Annotated in this window: 18 protein-coding genes and 1 riboswitch; of the genes, 9 read left to right on the top strand and 9 right to left on the bottom strand. The window is 72.1% G+C overall.

What is annotated here, in order from left to right; translation table 11 throughout:
• The first annotated feature begins 14 nt into the window (after positions 1–14).
• On the top strand, positions 15–1205 hold the full coding sequence (locus ACQP2F_RS06855) for an ABC transporter permease (RefSeq protein ID WP_433307373.1): 1191 nt from the start codon (positions 15–17) through the stop codon (positions 1203–1205).
• A gap of 100 nt (positions 1206–1305) precedes the next feature.
• On the opposite strand, the gene ACQP2F_RS06850 is transcribed toward ACQP2F_RS06855, so the two are convergent.
• From ACQP2F_RS06850 to ACQP2F_RS06840, 3 genes are all read right to left on the bottom strand, one after another.
• The gene (locus tag ACQP2F_RS06850) at positions 1306–2472 is read right to left on the bottom strand and encodes an ROK family transcriptional regulator (RefSeq protein WP_433301702.1); all 1167 of its coding nucleotides are present in this window, start codon (positions 2470–2472) and stop codon (positions 1306–1308) included.
• A gap of 167 nt (positions 2473–2639) precedes the next feature.
• Complete coding sequence (locus tag ACQP2F_RS06845; RefSeq protein WP_433301700.1) at positions 2640–3572, bottom strand: DMT family transporter; 933 nt, start codon at positions 3570–3572, stop codon at positions 2640–2642.
• Positions 3573–3664: 92 nt separating this feature from the next.
• Positions 3665–3940 carry a hypothetical protein gene (locus ACQP2F_RS06840; RefSeq protein WP_433301698.1) on the bottom strand — a complete coding sequence of 92 codons (276 nt, stop codon included), beginning with the start codon at positions 3938–3940 and terminating at the stop codon, positions 3665–3667.
• Between ACQP2F_RS06840 and ACQP2F_RS06835 the strand changes: the two genes are divergently transcribed.
• On the top strand, positions 3939–4934 hold the full coding sequence (locus tag ACQP2F_RS06835; RefSeq protein ID WP_433301697.1) for an aminoglycoside phosphotransferase family protein: 996 nt from the start codon (positions 3939–3941) through the stop codon (positions 4932–4934). The two genes, ACQP2F_RS06840 and ACQP2F_RS06835, sit on opposite strands and share 2 nt — an antisense overlap.
• A gap of 190 nt (positions 4935–5124) precedes the next feature.
• Positions 5125–6321 (top strand): phosphoglycerate dehydrogenase, encoded by a 1197-nt coding sequence (gene serA, locus ACQP2F_RS06830; protein ID WP_433301695.1) that lies wholly within the window; start codon positions 5125–5127, stop codon positions 6319–6321.
• On the opposite strand, the gene ACQP2F_RS06825 is transcribed toward serA, so the two are convergent.
• On the bottom strand, positions 6322–7551 hold the full coding sequence (locus ACQP2F_RS06825; RefSeq protein ID WP_433301693.1) for a hypothetical protein: 1230 nt from the start codon (positions 7549–7551) through the stop codon (positions 6322–6324). It abuts the gene before it with no gap.
• Between the two features lie 103 nt (positions 7552–7654).
• A complete protein-coding gene (locus ACQP2F_RS06820; RefSeq protein WP_433301691.1) occupies positions 7655–8311 on the bottom strand; it encodes a response regulator in 657 nt (218 codons plus the stop codon).
• 221 nt (positions 8312–8532) lie between these two features.
• On the opposite strand from ACQP2F_RS06820, the gene ACQP2F_RS06815 reads away from it, so the two are divergent.
• From ACQP2F_RS06815 to ACQP2F_RS06800, 4 genes are all read left to right on the top strand, one after another.
• Positions 8533–9021, top strand: coding sequence for an AfsR/SARP family transcriptional regulator (locus ACQP2F_RS06815; protein ID WP_433301690.1), 489 nt, complete (start codon positions 8533–8535; stop codon positions 9019–9021).
• 21 nt (positions 9022–9042) lie between these two features.
• The gene (locus ACQP2F_RS06810; RefSeq protein WP_433301688.1) at positions 9043–9624 is read left to right on the top strand and encodes a class I SAM-dependent methyltransferase; all 582 of its coding nucleotides are present in this window, start codon (positions 9043–9045) and stop codon (positions 9622–9624) included.
• Between the two features lie 101 nt (positions 9625–9725).
• Positions 9726–10205, top strand: coding sequence for a MarR family winged helix-turn-helix transcriptional regulator (locus tag ACQP2F_RS06805; protein WP_433307371.1), 480 nt, complete (start codon positions 9726–9728; stop codon positions 10203–10205).
• A complete protein-coding gene (locus ACQP2F_RS06800; protein ID WP_433301687.1) occupies positions 10202–11944 on the top strand; it encodes an MDR family MFS transporter in 1743 nt (580 codons plus the stop codon). Before ACQP2F_RS06805 ends, ACQP2F_RS06800 begins: the two co-directional genes overlap by 4 nt.
• A 198-nt stretch (positions 11945–12142) precedes the next feature.
• On the opposite strand, the gene ACQP2F_RS06795 is transcribed toward ACQP2F_RS06800, so the two are convergent.
• The 4 genes from ACQP2F_RS06795 to ACQP2F_RS06780 form a co-directional block, all read right to left on the bottom strand.
• Positions 12143–12769, bottom strand: coding sequence for a GAF and ANTAR domain-containing protein (locus ACQP2F_RS06795; protein WP_433301685.1), 627 nt, complete (start codon positions 12767–12769; stop codon positions 12143–12145).
• Positions 12770–12964: 195 nt separating this feature from the next.
• A complete protein-coding gene (locus ACQP2F_RS06790; protein ID WP_433301683.1) occupies positions 12965–13135 on the bottom strand; it encodes a hypothetical protein in 171 nt (56 codons plus the stop codon).
• A gap of 241 nt (positions 13136–13376) precedes the next feature.
• Positions 13377–13901 carry a DUF1360 domain-containing protein gene (locus ACQP2F_RS06785; RefSeq protein WP_433301681.1) on the bottom strand — a complete coding sequence of 175 codons (525 nt, stop codon included), beginning with the start codon at positions 13899–13901 and terminating at the stop codon, positions 13377–13379.
• Between the two features lie 24 nt (positions 13902–13925).
• Entirely contained in the window at positions 13926–14159 is a 234-nt protein-coding gene (locus tag ACQP2F_RS06780) for a DUF6158 family protein (protein ID WP_433301679.1), read from the bottom strand.
• Positions 14160–14238: 79 nt separating this feature from the next.
• Between ACQP2F_RS06780 and ACQP2F_RS06775 the strand changes: the two genes are divergently transcribed.
• Positions 14239–14649: a hypothetical protein gene (locus tag ACQP2F_RS06775; RefSeq protein WP_433301677.1), complete on the top strand. Its 411-nt coding sequence runs from the start codon at positions 14239–14241 to the stop codon at positions 14647–14649.
• Positions 14650–14659: 10 nt separating this feature from the next.
• The gene (locus ACQP2F_RS06770; RefSeq protein WP_433301675.1) at positions 14660–14977 is read left to right on the top strand and encodes a DUF3817 domain-containing protein; all 318 of its coding nucleotides are present in this window, start codon (positions 14660–14662) and stop codon (positions 14975–14977) included.
• A 168-nt stretch (positions 14978–15145) separates the two neighbouring features.
• Positions 15146–15311, top strand: a riboswitch (cyclic di-AMP (ydaO/yuaA leader).

The following is a 15311-nucleotide window of genomic DNA, read 5'->3' as shown; positions in this document are numbered from 1 at the left end:
TGGCTCCGGCCCGGCTGCGACGGTCTGACCTGGCTCCGGCCCGGCTGCGACCGTCCGACCTGCTGCGTCTCGGCGGCACCGGCCTGCGCGCCCGCCCGTTGCGCGCGGTGCTGTCGGCGCTCGGCATCGCGATCGGCATCGCGGCGATGACGGCGGTGGTCGGCATCTCGTCGTCCAGCCAGGCCGCCCTGGACCGCGCCCTGGCCGCGCTGGGCACCAACATGCTGACCGTCACCCCCGGCCAGACCATGTTCGGCAAGGACGCGAAGCTGCCGGACCAGTCGGTCGCGATGATCCGCCGGATCGCGCCGGTCCGGTCGGCGACGGCGACCGGATCGGTCGACGGGGCCGCGGTCTACCGCACCGACAAGGTGCCGGCCGGCCAGACCGGCGGTCTCGCGGTGCTGGCGGCCCAGCTGGATCTGCCGTCGACGGTCGGTGCCGAGCTGACCCGGGGAACATGGCTGAACGCGGCCACGGCCCGCTATCCGGCGGTGGTGCTCGGCGCGGACGCGGCCCGCCGGTTGGGGGATGTCCCGGCGGTCTACATGCTGGGCCGCTGGTGGACCGTGATCGGCGTGCTCGGCCGCGTGCCGCTGGCCCCCGAGCTGGACTCGTCGGTGCTCGTCGGCTGGCCGGCGGCGGCCTCGTACCTGGGCTTCGACGGCCACCCGACCACGGTCTACACCCGGGCGGTGGACTCCCAGGTGGAGGCGGTGCGCGGGGTGCTGGCGCCGACGGCCAACCCGGAGAACCCGAGCGAGGTGAAGGTCTCGAAGCCGTCCGACGCGCTGGCCGCGCGGCGGGCCACGAACGCGACGTTCACCGCGCTGCTGCTCGGCCTGGGCGCGGTGGCGTTGCTGGTGGGCGGCATCGGCGTCGCCAACACCATGGTGATCTCGGTCCTCGAGCGCCGGGCCGAGATCGGCCTGCGCCGTTCGCTGGGCGCGACGAAGGGCCAGGTGAGGACGCAGTTCGTCGCCGAGTCACTGTTGCTGTCGCTCCTGGGCGGGGCGGCCGGGGTGCTGCTCGGCTACCTGGTGACCGGCGTGTACGCGACCACGCAGAGCTGGCCCGCGGTGGTGCCGCTCTGGGCCATGGCCGGCGGCATCGCCGCGACCGTCCTGATCGGCGCGATCGCCGGCCTGTATCCCGCAATCCGCGCCGCGCGGCTGGCGCCCACGGAGGCCCTGGCCGCGGCGTGATGGCGGGGGCGTGCCCGGGAAGCGCTACGGGGGCTTCCCGGGCACGGCCGCGAGGGCTTCCCGGGCACCGCCGCGGGGGCTTCCCGGGCACCGCCGAAGGTCAGGCGACCTGGCCCGGAGTGTGGCCCGGGGCGATCGACGCCTGGACGACCAGCGCCGCGGCTCCGATGCCGGCCGCGTCGCGGGGCTGGGCGGACAGCTCGACCGTCACCGGGTGGCGGTTGCGGGCGTGGGCGGTACGCTCCAGGTGGGCGCGCACCCGCCGGGCGTAGATGGACCCCGCCACCGCCACGCCGGGGCCGGTCAGGACCAGGCGGCCCAGGTCGAGCAGGTTCACCACCGACGTGACGGCCACGCTCAGGTGGGCGGCCGCCCGCTCCAGGACCTCGAACGCGATCTCGTCGCCGCTCACCGCGGCCCTGGCCACCGCGTCGTACGCGCTCGAGTCGCTGGTGGCCGTCGCCAGGCGGTCGCGCAGCTGGGGGGTCTCGCGGGCGTCGGCGACGATCGCGGCCATCGAGGCGTAGCGCTCCACGCAGCCCTGGTTGCCGCAGGGGCAGGGGCGGCCGGCGTAGTCGACCGAGACGTGGCCCAGCTCGCCGGCGTCGAAGCTCGCGCCGCGGAAGAGGGCGCCGCCGAAGACGAAGCCGGCGCCTATGCCGGTGGAGACGTAGATGCTGCCGAACGCCTGCTCGCGGGAGACCCGGCGGCTCCAGAACTCGCCCAGCGCGGCCGCCGCGGCGTCGTTCTCGACGATCACCGGCAGGCCCAGGCGGGACGACAACCAGGCGCGGTCGAAGGTGGGCTCGGGGCGGCCGGGGTACGGGGTGGGCGCGACCACCGCCAGACCTTCGATGCGGCTCGGGGGCAGGTCGAGGCCGGCGGTGAAGTCGTCGAAGCGCGTGGCCAGCAGGCCGGCCAGGTCGCCGGTGGGGCGGGGCACCACCTCCCGGCCGATCATGCCGCCGGTCAGGTCGATGGCGACGCAGGTGATCGTCTCGGCACCGAGGTGGAAGCCGACGCCGAAGCGGTTCTGCGGGTTGATGGCGATCAGCTTGCGGGGCTTGCCGCGCAGCGAGCCGGCCGAGCCGACCTCGTGGATGATGCCGTCGGCGATCAGGTCGCGGACGATGTTCGAGATCGACGGCTGGGTCAGACCGGTGACGTCGGCGAGCTCGACCCGGCTGATCGCCACGGCCGAGCGGATCACGTCCACGATGAGGGCCCGGCTGCCCGGTCCCGCCGCGGGCGCTTCCCGACGTGCCATGTCGTCTCCGCTGTAGTGCCGACGTCTGGCGATACGGTACCCACCGCGCGAACGCCGCCGGTCCCGGCACGCCTCAGACCTCGACGCCGCGCGGGCGCGCCCGGCGCCGGAAACCCGGCCTCAGACCTCGACGCCGCGCGGGCACGCCCGCCGCCGGCGACCCGGCCTCAGACCTCGACGCCGCGCGGGTGCTCCGCGCCCGGCGACCCGGCCTCCGGAGCGCGGCCCGCGGCCAGGGAGCCGGCCCCCGAGGTGGCGCCGGCCTCGGCCGATGCGGCGGCGGGGCCGGTGGTGCGGCGGGCCAGCCCGATCACGCCGAGCGTCATGACCACGGCGGCCAGGGCGACGACGACGCGGCCGGCCACGCCGAAGCGGAAGCCCTCCTCGAAGACGACGATGCCGGCGACCGCGGCCACGATCGGGTTGGTGACGCTCACGGTGGCCAGCGGGGCGGCCAGGCCGGCCCCGCGGTACGAGAGCTGGCCGAGCAGGTAGCCGCCGGTCGAGAGCAGGATGACCATGCCGGTCAGGAACAGCGAGACGGCGCCGGCGCCGTGCTCGGTCAGGGACGCCAGGACGGCCTTGGACAGCACCGACGAGATGCCGAACGCGACGCCGGCGGCGGCCGACAGCATCAGGGCCCGCCAGCGCGGCGAGCGGGCGGAGAGGGCCGCGGCCGTCCCGGTCAGCACGGCGACCACGGCCAAGGTGATCATCGAGAGGACGCGGCCGGCCGTCTCGGTGAGCAGCGGCGGGTCGTCGGACTCGACCGAGAGCGACAGGATCAGGGCGAGGGCGGCGACGGTGAGGCCGGCGTCGATCCAGGCCGGCACGCTGATCCGTACGCGGTAGCGCAGCGCCGAGATCGGCAGGGCGAACAGCAGCGTCAGGGTGCCCAGCGCCTGGACCACGGCGACGGTGCCGAAGTTCAGCGCCAGCACGTGCAGGCCGACCCCGCTCGCCGTGAGCAGCAGCGCGACCGCCCACCGGGCCAGACCCCGCTGGCGGTGCTCGGCCAGCCGCTCCTGAGCGACCGCCGCGCCCGCATAGCTCGCGGCGGACAGCACGGACAGCGCGACAGCCCACCCCAGCGACCCCATGGACACCCCTCTTCGAGCTTGCCTCACCGACCCACTGGTCAGCCTGTCGAAGCCGCCGGATCTTGGCGTCCTCCTGAAGGGGTAGATGACCCCTACATCACCCGTGGTACCCCCTGCTCCGGAGGAGAACGCTCCGGATCGGCGCGATCTTCCCGGGCACGGGCCCGGCGGCGGGCCTCGGCCAGGCGGGCCGCGTTGCGGTCGACCATGCCGTGTGTGCGGCGGCGCGCCGCCAGCCGGCGCTGCTCGGCGCGCTGCTCGCGGCGGCGCTGCGCCTCCTGGGCGCGGGCCCGCAACGCGGCGAGCCACTCGTCGTCGGTCGCCGGCATCGGGGGCGGGGGGTTCGTGGGCGTGGGGTGAGTCCGCATGGGGGTGAGTCTGCTGGAGGGGTACGACGGAAATCCCGCTTTCGCCCCGGCGGCCCGGGCTGCCACGATCAAGCGCATGACACAGGCGGCGAGGGTCCGGATCGGCTGGCGGGACATGCCCGAGGCGGTGCGCTGCCGGACCGAGGAGATCATCGGCGGCGGCCGGGTGACCACGGCCGAGTCGCAGGCCGGCGGCTTCTCGGCGGGCTCGGCCGACCGGGTGGTCACCGAGTCCGGCCGGCGCGCGTTCGTCAAGGCGGTCAGTCCGGCGATCAACGCCCGCTCGGCCGAGCTCGCCCGCCAGGAGATGCGGATCACCGCGGCGCTGCCCGCGGCGGCGCCGGTCCCGCGCATGCTGGGCGGCTTCGACGACGGCGACTGGGTGGTGCTCGTTCTCGAGGACGTCGACGGCGCTCAACCCCGTACGCCCTGGGTGGAGAGCGAGATCGACGCGGCCGTGACCGCGCTCGGCGAGCTGGCCGCCACGCTCACGCCCGCGCCGATCTCCGGGATGCCGACCGCGGCCGAGCAGATGGCCGACGACTTCGCCGCCTGGGACGCGATCGCCGCCGACCCGCCGGCCGACCTCGACCCGTGGGCGAAGGGCCACCTGAGCGAGCTGAGCACGGCCGCCGCCCGGAGCCTGGAGTCGGTCGCCCACGGCGACACGCTGCTGCACTGCGACGTACGGTCCGACAACATGCTGGTGCGTCCGGGCGGCGGCATCGTGGTCGTGGACTGGCCCTGGGCCTGCACCGGCCCGGCCTGGATCGACCGCATGTGGCTGGCCTGCGACATCGTGGTCTCCGGCGGCGACCCGGCCCGGGCGATCGACGGGATCGACCCCGGCCTGGTGACCGACTTCGCGGCGGGGATGGCGGGTTCCTTCGAGCGGGTCGGCCGGCTGCCCGACCCGCCCGGCATCCCCACCGTCCGCGCCTTCCAGCGGCGCTGGGCCGGCGCGCTGCGGGGCTGGGTCCGCGACCGCCTCTGATCCGGGCGCGGCCCCGGGCCCGTACTCATCGGCGGCTGGTTACGGCCATCGCACCAGATGGGAGGTCCGGCACACCGGCCCGGGCCGGGACCGGCCGCGCACTAGGCTGGTAGATCTGGGCTTCGGCGTGGCGGCCCGGACGGCCTCAACTTCTGACACGGAACGGATGATGATGAGCGAGCAGGCCAAGGTGCGAGTCCTTCTGTTGGAGAGCATTCACCGCGACGCGGTGTCCCGGCTCGAGGCCGAGGGATACCAGGTCGAGTCCGTCCGCAACGCCCTCGACGAGTCCGAGCTCCTCGAGCGCATCCCGGGGGTGCACCTGCTGGGCATCCGGTCCAAGACCAAGGTGACCGCCAAGGTGCTCGAGGCGGCCGACAGCCTGGTCGCGATCGGGGCGTTCTGCATCGGCACCGACCAGATCGACCTGCACGCCGCCTCGGCCGCGGGCGTCGCGGTCTTCAACGCGCCGTTCTCGAACACCCGCTCGGTGGTGGAGCTGGCGATTTCCGAGATCATCGCGATGACCCGCCGCCTCACCGAGAAGAACGCGCTCATGCACGAGGGCGTGTGGGACAAGTCGGCGGACGGCGCGCACGAGATCCGCGGGCGGCGGCTGGGCATCGTCGGGTACGGCAACATCGGCACCCAGCTCTCGGTGCTGGCCGAGAACCTGGGCATGCACGTCTCGTTCTACGACACGGCCGACAAGCTGGCCCTCAGCAACGCACACCGCTGCGCCTCGCTCGAGGAGCTGCTGGAGACGTCCGACGTGGTGACCCTGCACGTCGACGGCCGGCCGGGCAACGCCGGGTTCTTCGGCGCCGAGCAGTTCAAGCGGATGAAGCCGGGCGCGCTGTTCCTCAACCTGTCGCGCGGCATCGTGGTCGACCACGTGGCGCTGCGGGACGCGCTGACCGGCGGGCACCTCTCCGGCGCCGCGGTCGACGTCTTCCCGGCCGAGCCGAAGGGCCGGGGCGACGAGTTCGTCTCCGAGCTGCGCGGCCTGCCCAACGTGATCCTCACGCCGCACATCGGCGGGTCGACCGAGGAGGCGCAGTCCGACATCGGCGACTTCGTGGCCAACAAGCTGGCCCACTTCGTCAACGACGGCAACACGACGCTGAGCGTCAACCTGCCGGGGGTGGCGCTGCCCGAGCAGAGCGGCATGAGCCGGATCGTGCACGTCCACATCAACACCCCGGGCGTGCTGGCCCAGGTCAACAGCATCCTGGCCCAGCACGCGGTGAACGTCGAGGGCCAGCTGCTGAGCACCCGCGGTGAGTACGGCTACCTGATCACCGACATCAGCGGCGGTTACAGCGACGAGGTGCTCGACCAGCTCCGCAGCATGGAGCAGACGGTCCGGCTGCGCGTGCTGTCGTAGTCAGGCGCTCTCCACCGTCAGCGCCGTGATGCGGGCGCCGGCGGTGACGTCGTAGCGGTCGGTGGTGTCCCAGCCCTTCGGGGTCAGGGTCGAGCCGGCCGTTACGTCTTTCAGGGTCCGGGTGCCGGCGACCACGGTCTGCGCGCCGCCGCCCACCTTGATCCGCACCGGGTTGGCCGCCGGCGCCTTGAGGACGAGCTTGTCCACGGCGCCATTGATCTTCACGGGCACGGTTCCGGCCGGCTGCGACAGGGTCAGCTCGGCCTCCCGCATCCCGGCGACCATCTCGATGCCGCTGATCTGCCCGCCGCTCACGTCGATGCGCTGCTTCTCGGCGTACCCGGAGAAGCGCAGCTGCCAGCGCACCTTCGCGGCCAGCACGATCTCGATCTCGCCCCCGGTGCCGTCGCCGTCCCGGGTGGTCTGCAGCTTCACGTCGTCGTTGCGGATGGTGGCGCTGGGCAGGATGCCGGCGTCGTCCGGTGTGGAGATCCGGTAGAGGTCGTCGCCGAGCTCGCCGATCGTCACGTGCACGGTGTTGGCCCCGGCGAGCAGCTCGAAGCTGGCCTTGGTGCGGTTGTCGAGCGGGGCGCTGACCGTACGCTTGCCGGTCCCGCCCGCCCCGAGCTGGAGCACCGAGTCGATGTTGTCGTCCGAGCCGGAGAAGTACATGACGCCGACGATCGAGCCGGCGACGAGGACAACGGCCGAGAGCACGACGATACCCAGAGTGACCATCCGGGACTGTCGCGGCGGCAGCGCCGGGGCGGGCGCCGCTTCCCGGCGCGGCGGTTCGTGCTGCGGCGCCTCACGCGGAGGCGGCGGCAGGCGGCGCTCGCCGGTGTCGGTGCGCCAGGCGGCGTGCTCCCCCGACGGCGTCCGCAGCGCGCCGGTCGAGCCCGAGGGTCCCGCAGATGACGAGCCCGGCGACGAGAGGACCGGGGATGGCGAAGCCGAAGATGACGAGGCCGGAGCGGGCGGCGCCGAGGTCGGCCCGTGCCGCATCGGCGAGATCGGCGTCGCGGTGAAACCGTAGGACGCCCGGCCCGATCCGACCGGGGTGGCCGGCCCGTACTCGGGAGCGGCCGGCGCCGGCACGTCGGTGCCACCGGTGAACCACGACCCTCCGGTCGTGGATTGCGCCGGCGGGTTCGCCGGCGGGCGCCGATAGAGCGTGTCCCCCTTGACCGCCACATCGGACATCGCGTCGTCAGCTGCTGCTCGGTCCACCGCGAGTCTCCCCTGTCGCAAGCACCGGCTTCGCCGGCTGTCCCCGGACAGTGGTACGGATCTGGCGTTCTCGCGGATGAGTACTGGCAGGAACTACTTACCGTTACTGCCGGCCGGGCCGGATCAGGCCCCGGCGGGTGGCGATCGCGACCGCCTCGAGCTGACTGTGCGCGCCGAGCTTGGCCAGCACCGCCTTCACGTACCCCCGGCACGTGTGCAGGCTGATGCCGAGCCGGCGGGCGATCGCCCGGGCGTCCAGACCGGCCGCCATCAGGTGCAGCACCTCGTCCTCACGAACGGTGAGTCCGCCGCCACGCGGCGCCGCGACCGGCGTCGTGCTGCGCAGCAACCGGGCCAGGATGTCGGTGGAGACGGTCATGCCGCCGCCGTGCGCGGTGCGCAACGCGTTCAGCACGTCACCGAGCGCGCCGTTCTTGGACAGGAAACCCGCGGCGCCGGCCGCCGTGGCCCGCCCGACGAGCGCGCCCTCATCGCTGGCAGTGAGGATCACCACACGGGTGTCCGGCTGGCGAACGCGAATCAGCTCGGCGATCGCAATTCCGTCCGCATCGGACAGATCGGGATCGAGGAGGATCACATCCGGCTGCAGCTGCGCGGCGAGCTGCAACGCCTCGGCACCGGTGCGGGCATGACCCACGTACTCGAGGTCGGGCTGGCCGGCCAGAGCGTGTCCGAGCAGCTCGGCGAACGTCTGGTGGCCGTCGACGACGAGGACACTGATCGCTTCGCCGTGTTTCATGCGCCACCTTTCAAACCGATGAGGACCTCGGAAGTCTAAGGAGTACCAGCTCTCATCTTTGCCCTACCAACAGCCTGCCGCAGCGACGGGCCGGATCCGTTGCGCCGGTACCACCGACAGAAGGATGAGGCCAAGCGGCCGCGATCACCAGTCTTTCGGTGGATAGCACCCCCAGCATTGGGCCTTGCCGGTCAACTGTGCCAGACGCAGAGTTCTCATTCATGTTCGACATCCAGCTCTTCGGTCGCATCGAAGTTCGTACCCGGGGCGAGCGCCTGTCCGGCGCCGACTTCGGTGGCGATCGGCCGCGGCACCTCCTCGCCCTGGTCGCACTGCGGGGCGAGGTGTCCATCTCGGAGCTGGCCGAGCTGCTCGGCACGGGCAAGAAGTCCGTGGAGGCCGACTTGTCGGTTCTGCGGGCCCATTTGGAGCCCGGTGTGACCACGCGGGATTCCGTGTTGCTCACGCACCGTGGCCGCGTGCGCTTCGATCCCGATCGCGTACGCGTCGACGTGGCCCGTTTCGACGAGCTGGTGACCGCCGCCGCGAGCCGGCCCGCGCCGCGTGCGATCAAGCCGCTGACCGCCGCCGCGTTCCTCGCGAGCCGTCCTCTTCTCGAGGAGGAGGACGCGCCGTGGGCGGCCGAGGCGCGAAGCGAATACCGGGCCAAACTGGTCATGGCGGCACCGTCCGCGACCGTCAAAAGTTAAGGAAGAAATTAGACTCGGCGGGTGCTGCGACCGGTTCCGCTGACCCCCGAGATCTCGCTGCATCTGGCCGATCCCGGAACCGGTCTCTTCGACCTCACCGGCGGCGAGTTCCGCAGCGACGAGCCACCGCCGTTCTGGTCGTTCGTCTGGGCCGGCGGCCAGGCCCTCGCGCGCTATGTGCTGGACCATCCCGAGGTGGTCGCCGGCAGGCGCGTACGGGATGTCGCCACCGGCTCCGGCATCGTCGCGATCGCCGCCGCCCGGGCCGGCGCCGCCGCGGTCGCCGCGACCGACATCGACCCCCGGGCGGTGGCCGCCGCCCACCGCAACGCGGCTGCCAACCACGTCACCCTGCGCGACGACGTGCCCGACCCCGAGGTGATCCTGGCCGGCGACGTCTTCTACAGCCCGACCGTGGCCGCGGCCCTCATCGGCGATCTCCGGACGGAACGGCGGAAATCCGTCGAGGTCCTGGTTGGCGACCCGGGACGGGGGTACTTCCCGGAGCGGCTGTTCGAGCGCGTGGCCGAGTACACCGTGCCGGTGCCCGCCGCGCTGGAGGAAGCCGAGACGCTGACCACCGGGATCTGGCGGATGCGATAAGCGTCACGTTCCGCGTCGATCAGCAAGATGCTTTCAACACGCAACAAGTTGTACGCTGCATGCATCAATCAAGCTTCTCAGGACGGCAGCACGTGCAGACGATGGACGCGGCCGGTGGCGCCTCGCGTCTGGCCGACGAACTTATGCGGTTCTTCCGGCTCGGCGCCCGGGCGAAGGGCATGCTCAACCGGGGAGACCTGGGTGCGGAGTTCTCCGCGTTGATGCTGCTGTTCCCCTTGCGGTTCCACGGCCCGATGCGCGTGACCGACCTGGCCGAGGCCAAGCAGGCCGACCCGTCCACGGTCAGCCGGCAGGCCGCACAGCTGGTGAAGGCGGGCCTGGCCCGCCGCGAGGCAGATCCGGAGGACGGCCGGGCGTCGCGTCTGGCCATCACCGAGGAGGGACTCGCCGCCTGCCGGGAGTTGCACGACGATCGCGAGGCCTTCCTCGCCGCGGTGCTGAGCAACTGGCCGGCCGAGCGGGTCGAGGCCTTCATCGAGCTCTTCACCGAATTCAACAGCGCGGCCGAGGCGCATCTGCGCAGTGTGGCGGCCGCGACACCACCACGGGAGAACGCGTGAGCAACACCGAGACCACCGCGCCGCCGCCCACCGGCTCCGCGGACTTCACCCACCGCCAGATCCTCACGGTTCTCGCCGGCCTCATGATGGGCATGTTCCTGGCCGCGCTGGACCAGACGATCATGGCGACGGCCACCCGGACGATCGCCGACGACCTGCACGGCTTCGACCTGCAGGCCTGGGCCACGACGGCCTTCCTGATCACGTCGACGATCTCCACGCCGCTCTACGGCAAGCTGTCGGACATCTACGGGCGGCGGCCGTTCTTCCTGTTCGCGATCGGCATCTTCATCGTCGGCTCGATGCTCTGCGGCCTCTCCCAGAACATGTACGAGCTGGCGGCGTTCCGGGCGATCCAGGGCGTCGGCGCCGGTGGCCTCATGTCGCTGGCCCTGGCGATCATCGGTGACATCGTGCCGCCCCGCGAGCGGGCCCGCTACCAGGGCTTCTTCCTGGCCGTCTTCGGTACCGCGAGCGTGCTCGGCCCGATCCTGGGCGGCTTCTTCGCGGGCGCCGACAAGCTGCTGTGGGTGGACGGCTGGCGCTGGGTCTTCTACCTGAACGTGCCGATCGGCATCGCGGCGATGGCGGTCGTGGCCAAGGTGCTGCACCTGCCCCACCACCGGGTCAACCACCGCATCGACTGGCCCGGCGCGATCACCCTGATCGTCGGTCTCGTCCCGCTGCTGACCGTGGCCGAGCAGGGCCGCACGTGGGGCTGGGACTCCGGCCGCTCGATCCTCTGCTACGTCATCGGCGCCATCGGCATCGTCGCGTTCGTCTTCGTCGAGCGGGCGTACAAGGAAGAGGCGCTGCTTCCGCTGCGGCTGTTCGGCAACCGTACGGTCAAGGTCGGCGCGATCTCCAGCTCGATCCTGGGCATGGCGATGTTCGGCGGCCTGATGACCGTCCCGCTGTACCTGCAGATCGTCAAGGGCGCCTCGGCCACCGCGGCCGGCCTCCAGATGATCCCGTTCGTGGTCGGCATCATGGCCGGCTCGATCACCGCCGGTCAGCTGATCGCCCGTACCGGCCGCTACCGGATCTTCCCGATCATCGGCAGCATCCTGATGGTCGCGGCGCTCGCACTGTTCGCCACGATCGGCGCCGACACCCCGCTCTGGCGAACCATGCTGATCATGGTGCTGATGGGCCTCGGCCTCGGCGGCAACATGCAGCCGATGATCACCGCGGTGCAGAACGCGGTGAGCCCGCGCGAGATCGGCGTGGCCACCAGCTCGGTGACGTTCTTCCGCTCGATGGGCGGCACGCTCGGTACCGCGATCTTCCTGTCGGTGCTGTTCAACGTGCTGCCCGGCAAGATCAAGGACGCCTTCACCTCGGCCGCGCAGACCGACGAGTTCCGGACCGCGCTGGCTCAGCACCCGGACCAGGCGAAGATCCTGCAGCAGGCGACCAGCGGCGGCGGCGGCGACCTCAGCGATACGTCCTGGATCAACAAGCTGACCGACGTGCTCGCGCACCCGTTCAAGGTGGGCTTCTCGGACGGCATCCAGGTGGTCTTCCTGCTGGCCCTGGCCGTGATGATCGTCGGCCTGGTCGTGGTCTTCTTCCTGCCGGAGATCCCGCTGGCCCAGCGCTCGGCCCAGGCCCAGCGCGAGGCCGACATCCTGGCCGCGGAGAACAGCGACGGCGTCCCCGGCGAGGTCGGGGCGGGCCCGCTGGCGGGCTCCGCCGCCCCGGTCCCGGCCGGCAAGAGCAAGGACGGCGGCGCGTAACGCCATCGCGCGACAAAGGCCGAGGCGCACCGCGTCTCGGCCTTTGCTCTGCTCACCCCGGCGCGCGCCCGGACAGGTAAGCAGAGCCGCTCTGCTCACGCCACGCGCGGGCAGGCGCGGGCGAGCGCGGGACGCGGCGGTCAGGCGTTGCGGGCGGCGGCGGCGATCAGGCGTTGCGGGCGGCGGCGGAGGCGGCGATCAGGCGTTGCGGGCGGCGGCGGCGATCAGGCGGTCGGCGACGGCCTGGCGGTCGAGCCCCAGCCGCTGTGCGGTCTCGCCGAGCACGTCGTAGGCCTCGCGCACGCCGCACCCGCGCTGGGCGATGATCACGCCGACGGCGCGGTCGATGGCGGCACCGGTGCTTGCCTCGTCGCGCCGGCGGAGTTCGCCGAGCAGGACCTCGGCCTGGTTGACCAGGGCCATGGCGGTCAGCGTCAGGTCGGGGCCGAGGCCGCCGGGGCGGTCCAGGTAGAGGCTGAGCGAGCCGACCTCGGCGCGCGGCACGTCCAGGGGCACGGCCACCACCGAGCGGACGCCCTCGGCGCGGGCCGGCTCGGCGAGCTCGGGCCAGCGCTCGTCGGCCGCCAGGTCCTCGACCGTCACGAGCGAGCGGCTGCGGGCGGCATCGAGGCCCGGGCCGGCGCCCGACGCGTACTGGAGCTCATCGACGCCCTCGCCGCTCGGACCGTAGGCGGTGCAGCTGAGCGGGCCGCCCTCGCCGATCAGCGCGATCGAGCAGCGCACCGCGCCCGGCACCGCGCCCACCGCGAAGGAAGCCAGGCGCTCCAGCGCCGAGGCGAAGCTCTCCGCGCCGAGAAGGCGCACCGATACCTCGTGCAGCAACCCCGCCAGTTCGATCGGGTGGGGACCGCTGAGGGGCGCCGCATGCGGGCGACGCGACCGCCGGAGACGGCTCAGCACACGCACGGGACCGCGCTTGGGGCCAGAAATCCGGCGATTCGGGGCAGACACGCCCGGCACTATGCCATGACCATCGACAGGCACGGAAGTTCGATGCCCCTACTGGGTGGTCTCGTCGGAGTGGCGGCTCTCCAGCGCCTCGGGATCGTGCTCCCGCCGGTCGGAGTCGGCCAGGATCGCCTCGGCCTGCGCCTTCGGGTCGGCGCTGCCGGCCGCGTGCTCCTCGGGGAGCAGGTCGGCGGCGCGCTGGTCGATCCGGTGATCACTCATGGAGGTCGAATACCCCGCGCGGAAGGCGGGTGAAACACCACGCGGCCCCCGGGAGAAACCCGGGGGCCGCGCAAGAGATGTCGGTGTGCATGTCGCCTCTCGGCGAGTGGCACAACACGGCTCCAGCCGAACGGTATTCCGTGAAGGCATTAGTGGTGAGGCCCGGGGACACTGGACACACCGACATCCGTACTCAACCGTCGGCGGCCCGGGACGATTCCGTAAGCGATTGTGACCCGGGTCACTTCTCGCCGGCGGCGCCCTTGGCCGCGTCGTAGGCCATCTGCAGGAAGTCGGAGGCGGCGGTGGCGGTCAGGACCGTCGCCGCCAGCCGGGTCAGGCGCGGGGCGAGCACCAGCCCGCCGGTCAGGCCGGTCGCCACCCACACGGCGAGGCAGAACGGGCACGTGATCAGTTCGCCGATGCCGTGCCGCAGCGAGCTGCCCTCGTCGCGTACCTCCTCGTTGAGCTCGGCCGCCCCGGCCGGCTCGGCATAGCGCGTGAAGGGCGCCCGCAGCGGGCTCGTCACCGCATCCTTGGCCAGCAGGCGGCTGAGCTTGTGGGTGGCGATCGAGATGAGCACCACGTCGGCGGTCGCGGGCCGGCCCGGCACCGGGCGGCCGGTGAGCTTGGCCGCACCGGCCAGGGCGGCGGCCAGCGTGCCGAACGCGCCCATCGCGGCCAGGTAGCCGGCGAGCGGGCGGTGCTCGTGCGGCGCGTACGAGTCGGCGACGTGCGACAGGCGGTCACGCATGGTGTCCGTCATGAGGGGGGCCCTTCGGGTCGGCGGTCAGAAGTCCTGCGTCAGGCGGGACGGGTCGACCTCGCGGCCGGGGTACCGGACCATGTACTCGGTCTCCAGGTCGGCGGTGCGCCGGAAATGGTTGTCCAGGGCCGCGTCGGGACCGTGCCGCAGCGTCGCCAGCCGGGTCCGGTAGAGGCTGGCAAGCTCCCGGAAGAGGTCCTCGTCCGCGAGCGTGGCCGGCTCCACGCCGGTCTCGTTGTGAAGCTGGGCGTCCGTCATGGTTACCTCCGTTGGTGTGCTTGCCAGCACGGTTGCCCATGCGGACGGCGGCCAAACGCGCGCCGGTACGCTGGCGGGCATGAAGGGGCTGTGGACGCCGGCCTGGATCGTCCGGCACGTCCTCGCGCTCGCCGCCGTGGTGGGCTGCCTCGGCCTGGGCTGGTGGCAGTTCAGCCGGGCCAGCGGTGGCAACACACTGAGCTGGGGTTACACATTCGAGTGGCCGGTCTTCGCGGCCTTCTTCGCGTTCCTCTGGTTCCGCGAGGTGCAGCTCGCCCGCCGTCCCCCCGCGCCGCCGGAGGACGACGAGGCCGAGGAGGAACGGCTCCCAGGCTCGCCTGTTACGGTCGGCCGGCCGGTCCGGGTCGCCGTGCCGGCGCCGGCCGCCGAGGACGACCCCGAGCTGGACGCCTACAACGACTACCTCACCTGGCTGGCCGCCCACCCCGGCGCCCGCCCCTCGGACTACCCGGGTTACTCCAACAAATAGGAAGTGCACCGTGCAGGGAGCCCTCACCCGCTATCGGATCATCGCGTGGATCGTCGGCGTCTGCCTGCTCGCGCTGGTGCTGGTCGGCATGCCGCTGAAGTACCTCGGCGACAACGACACCGTGGTTGCGGTCGTCGGCCCGCTGCACGGTTTCCTGTTCATGGTCTACCTGGTGCTGACCTTCGATCTGGCCCGCCGCGCCCGCTGGCCGTTCCCCCGGATGATCCTGGTCATGGCGGCCGGCACGATCCCCTTCCTCTCGTTCTGGGCGGAGCGTAAGGTCACCAACGCGTGGGTTCCCGCCGAGCTGGCGAAAAGTCCCGTTTGAGGGCCGCGAATGACGCGCCGTCTTCGTCGAATGACAATGTGTTATCGGGATCATTGGCGCATATCTGGCGATTACCTTAAATCCCGCACAGAGACCTTGATTTTGTTTCCCGCATCGATAAGTTAATGCGGTTGGTTCGGTCCGCAGCCACTTCCCTCCGGGTGGCGCCGGCCAACGCCGCCGAATCGGCGCGCCGTCCCCCGGGCGCGTGGCCGAACCGGGGAACCGCGTTACCGGGGTGAATCCGCGTCCAGCGGTAGGGCCTTCTTCCCGCCCACTGATCTTCCGGAAACGCAGGCGTCAGCTAACCCGGTAGGCGGCCGAAGCGGAAGAA

It is taken from the genome of Actinoplanes sp. CA-030573 (assembly GCF_050951115.1).
GTDB lineage: Bacteria > Actinomycetota > Actinomycetes > Mycobacteriales > Micromonosporaceae > Actinoplanes.
The sequence above is the reverse complement of the archived record's forward strand: the minus strand, read 5'-3'. Positions and strand labels throughout refer to the sequence as shown.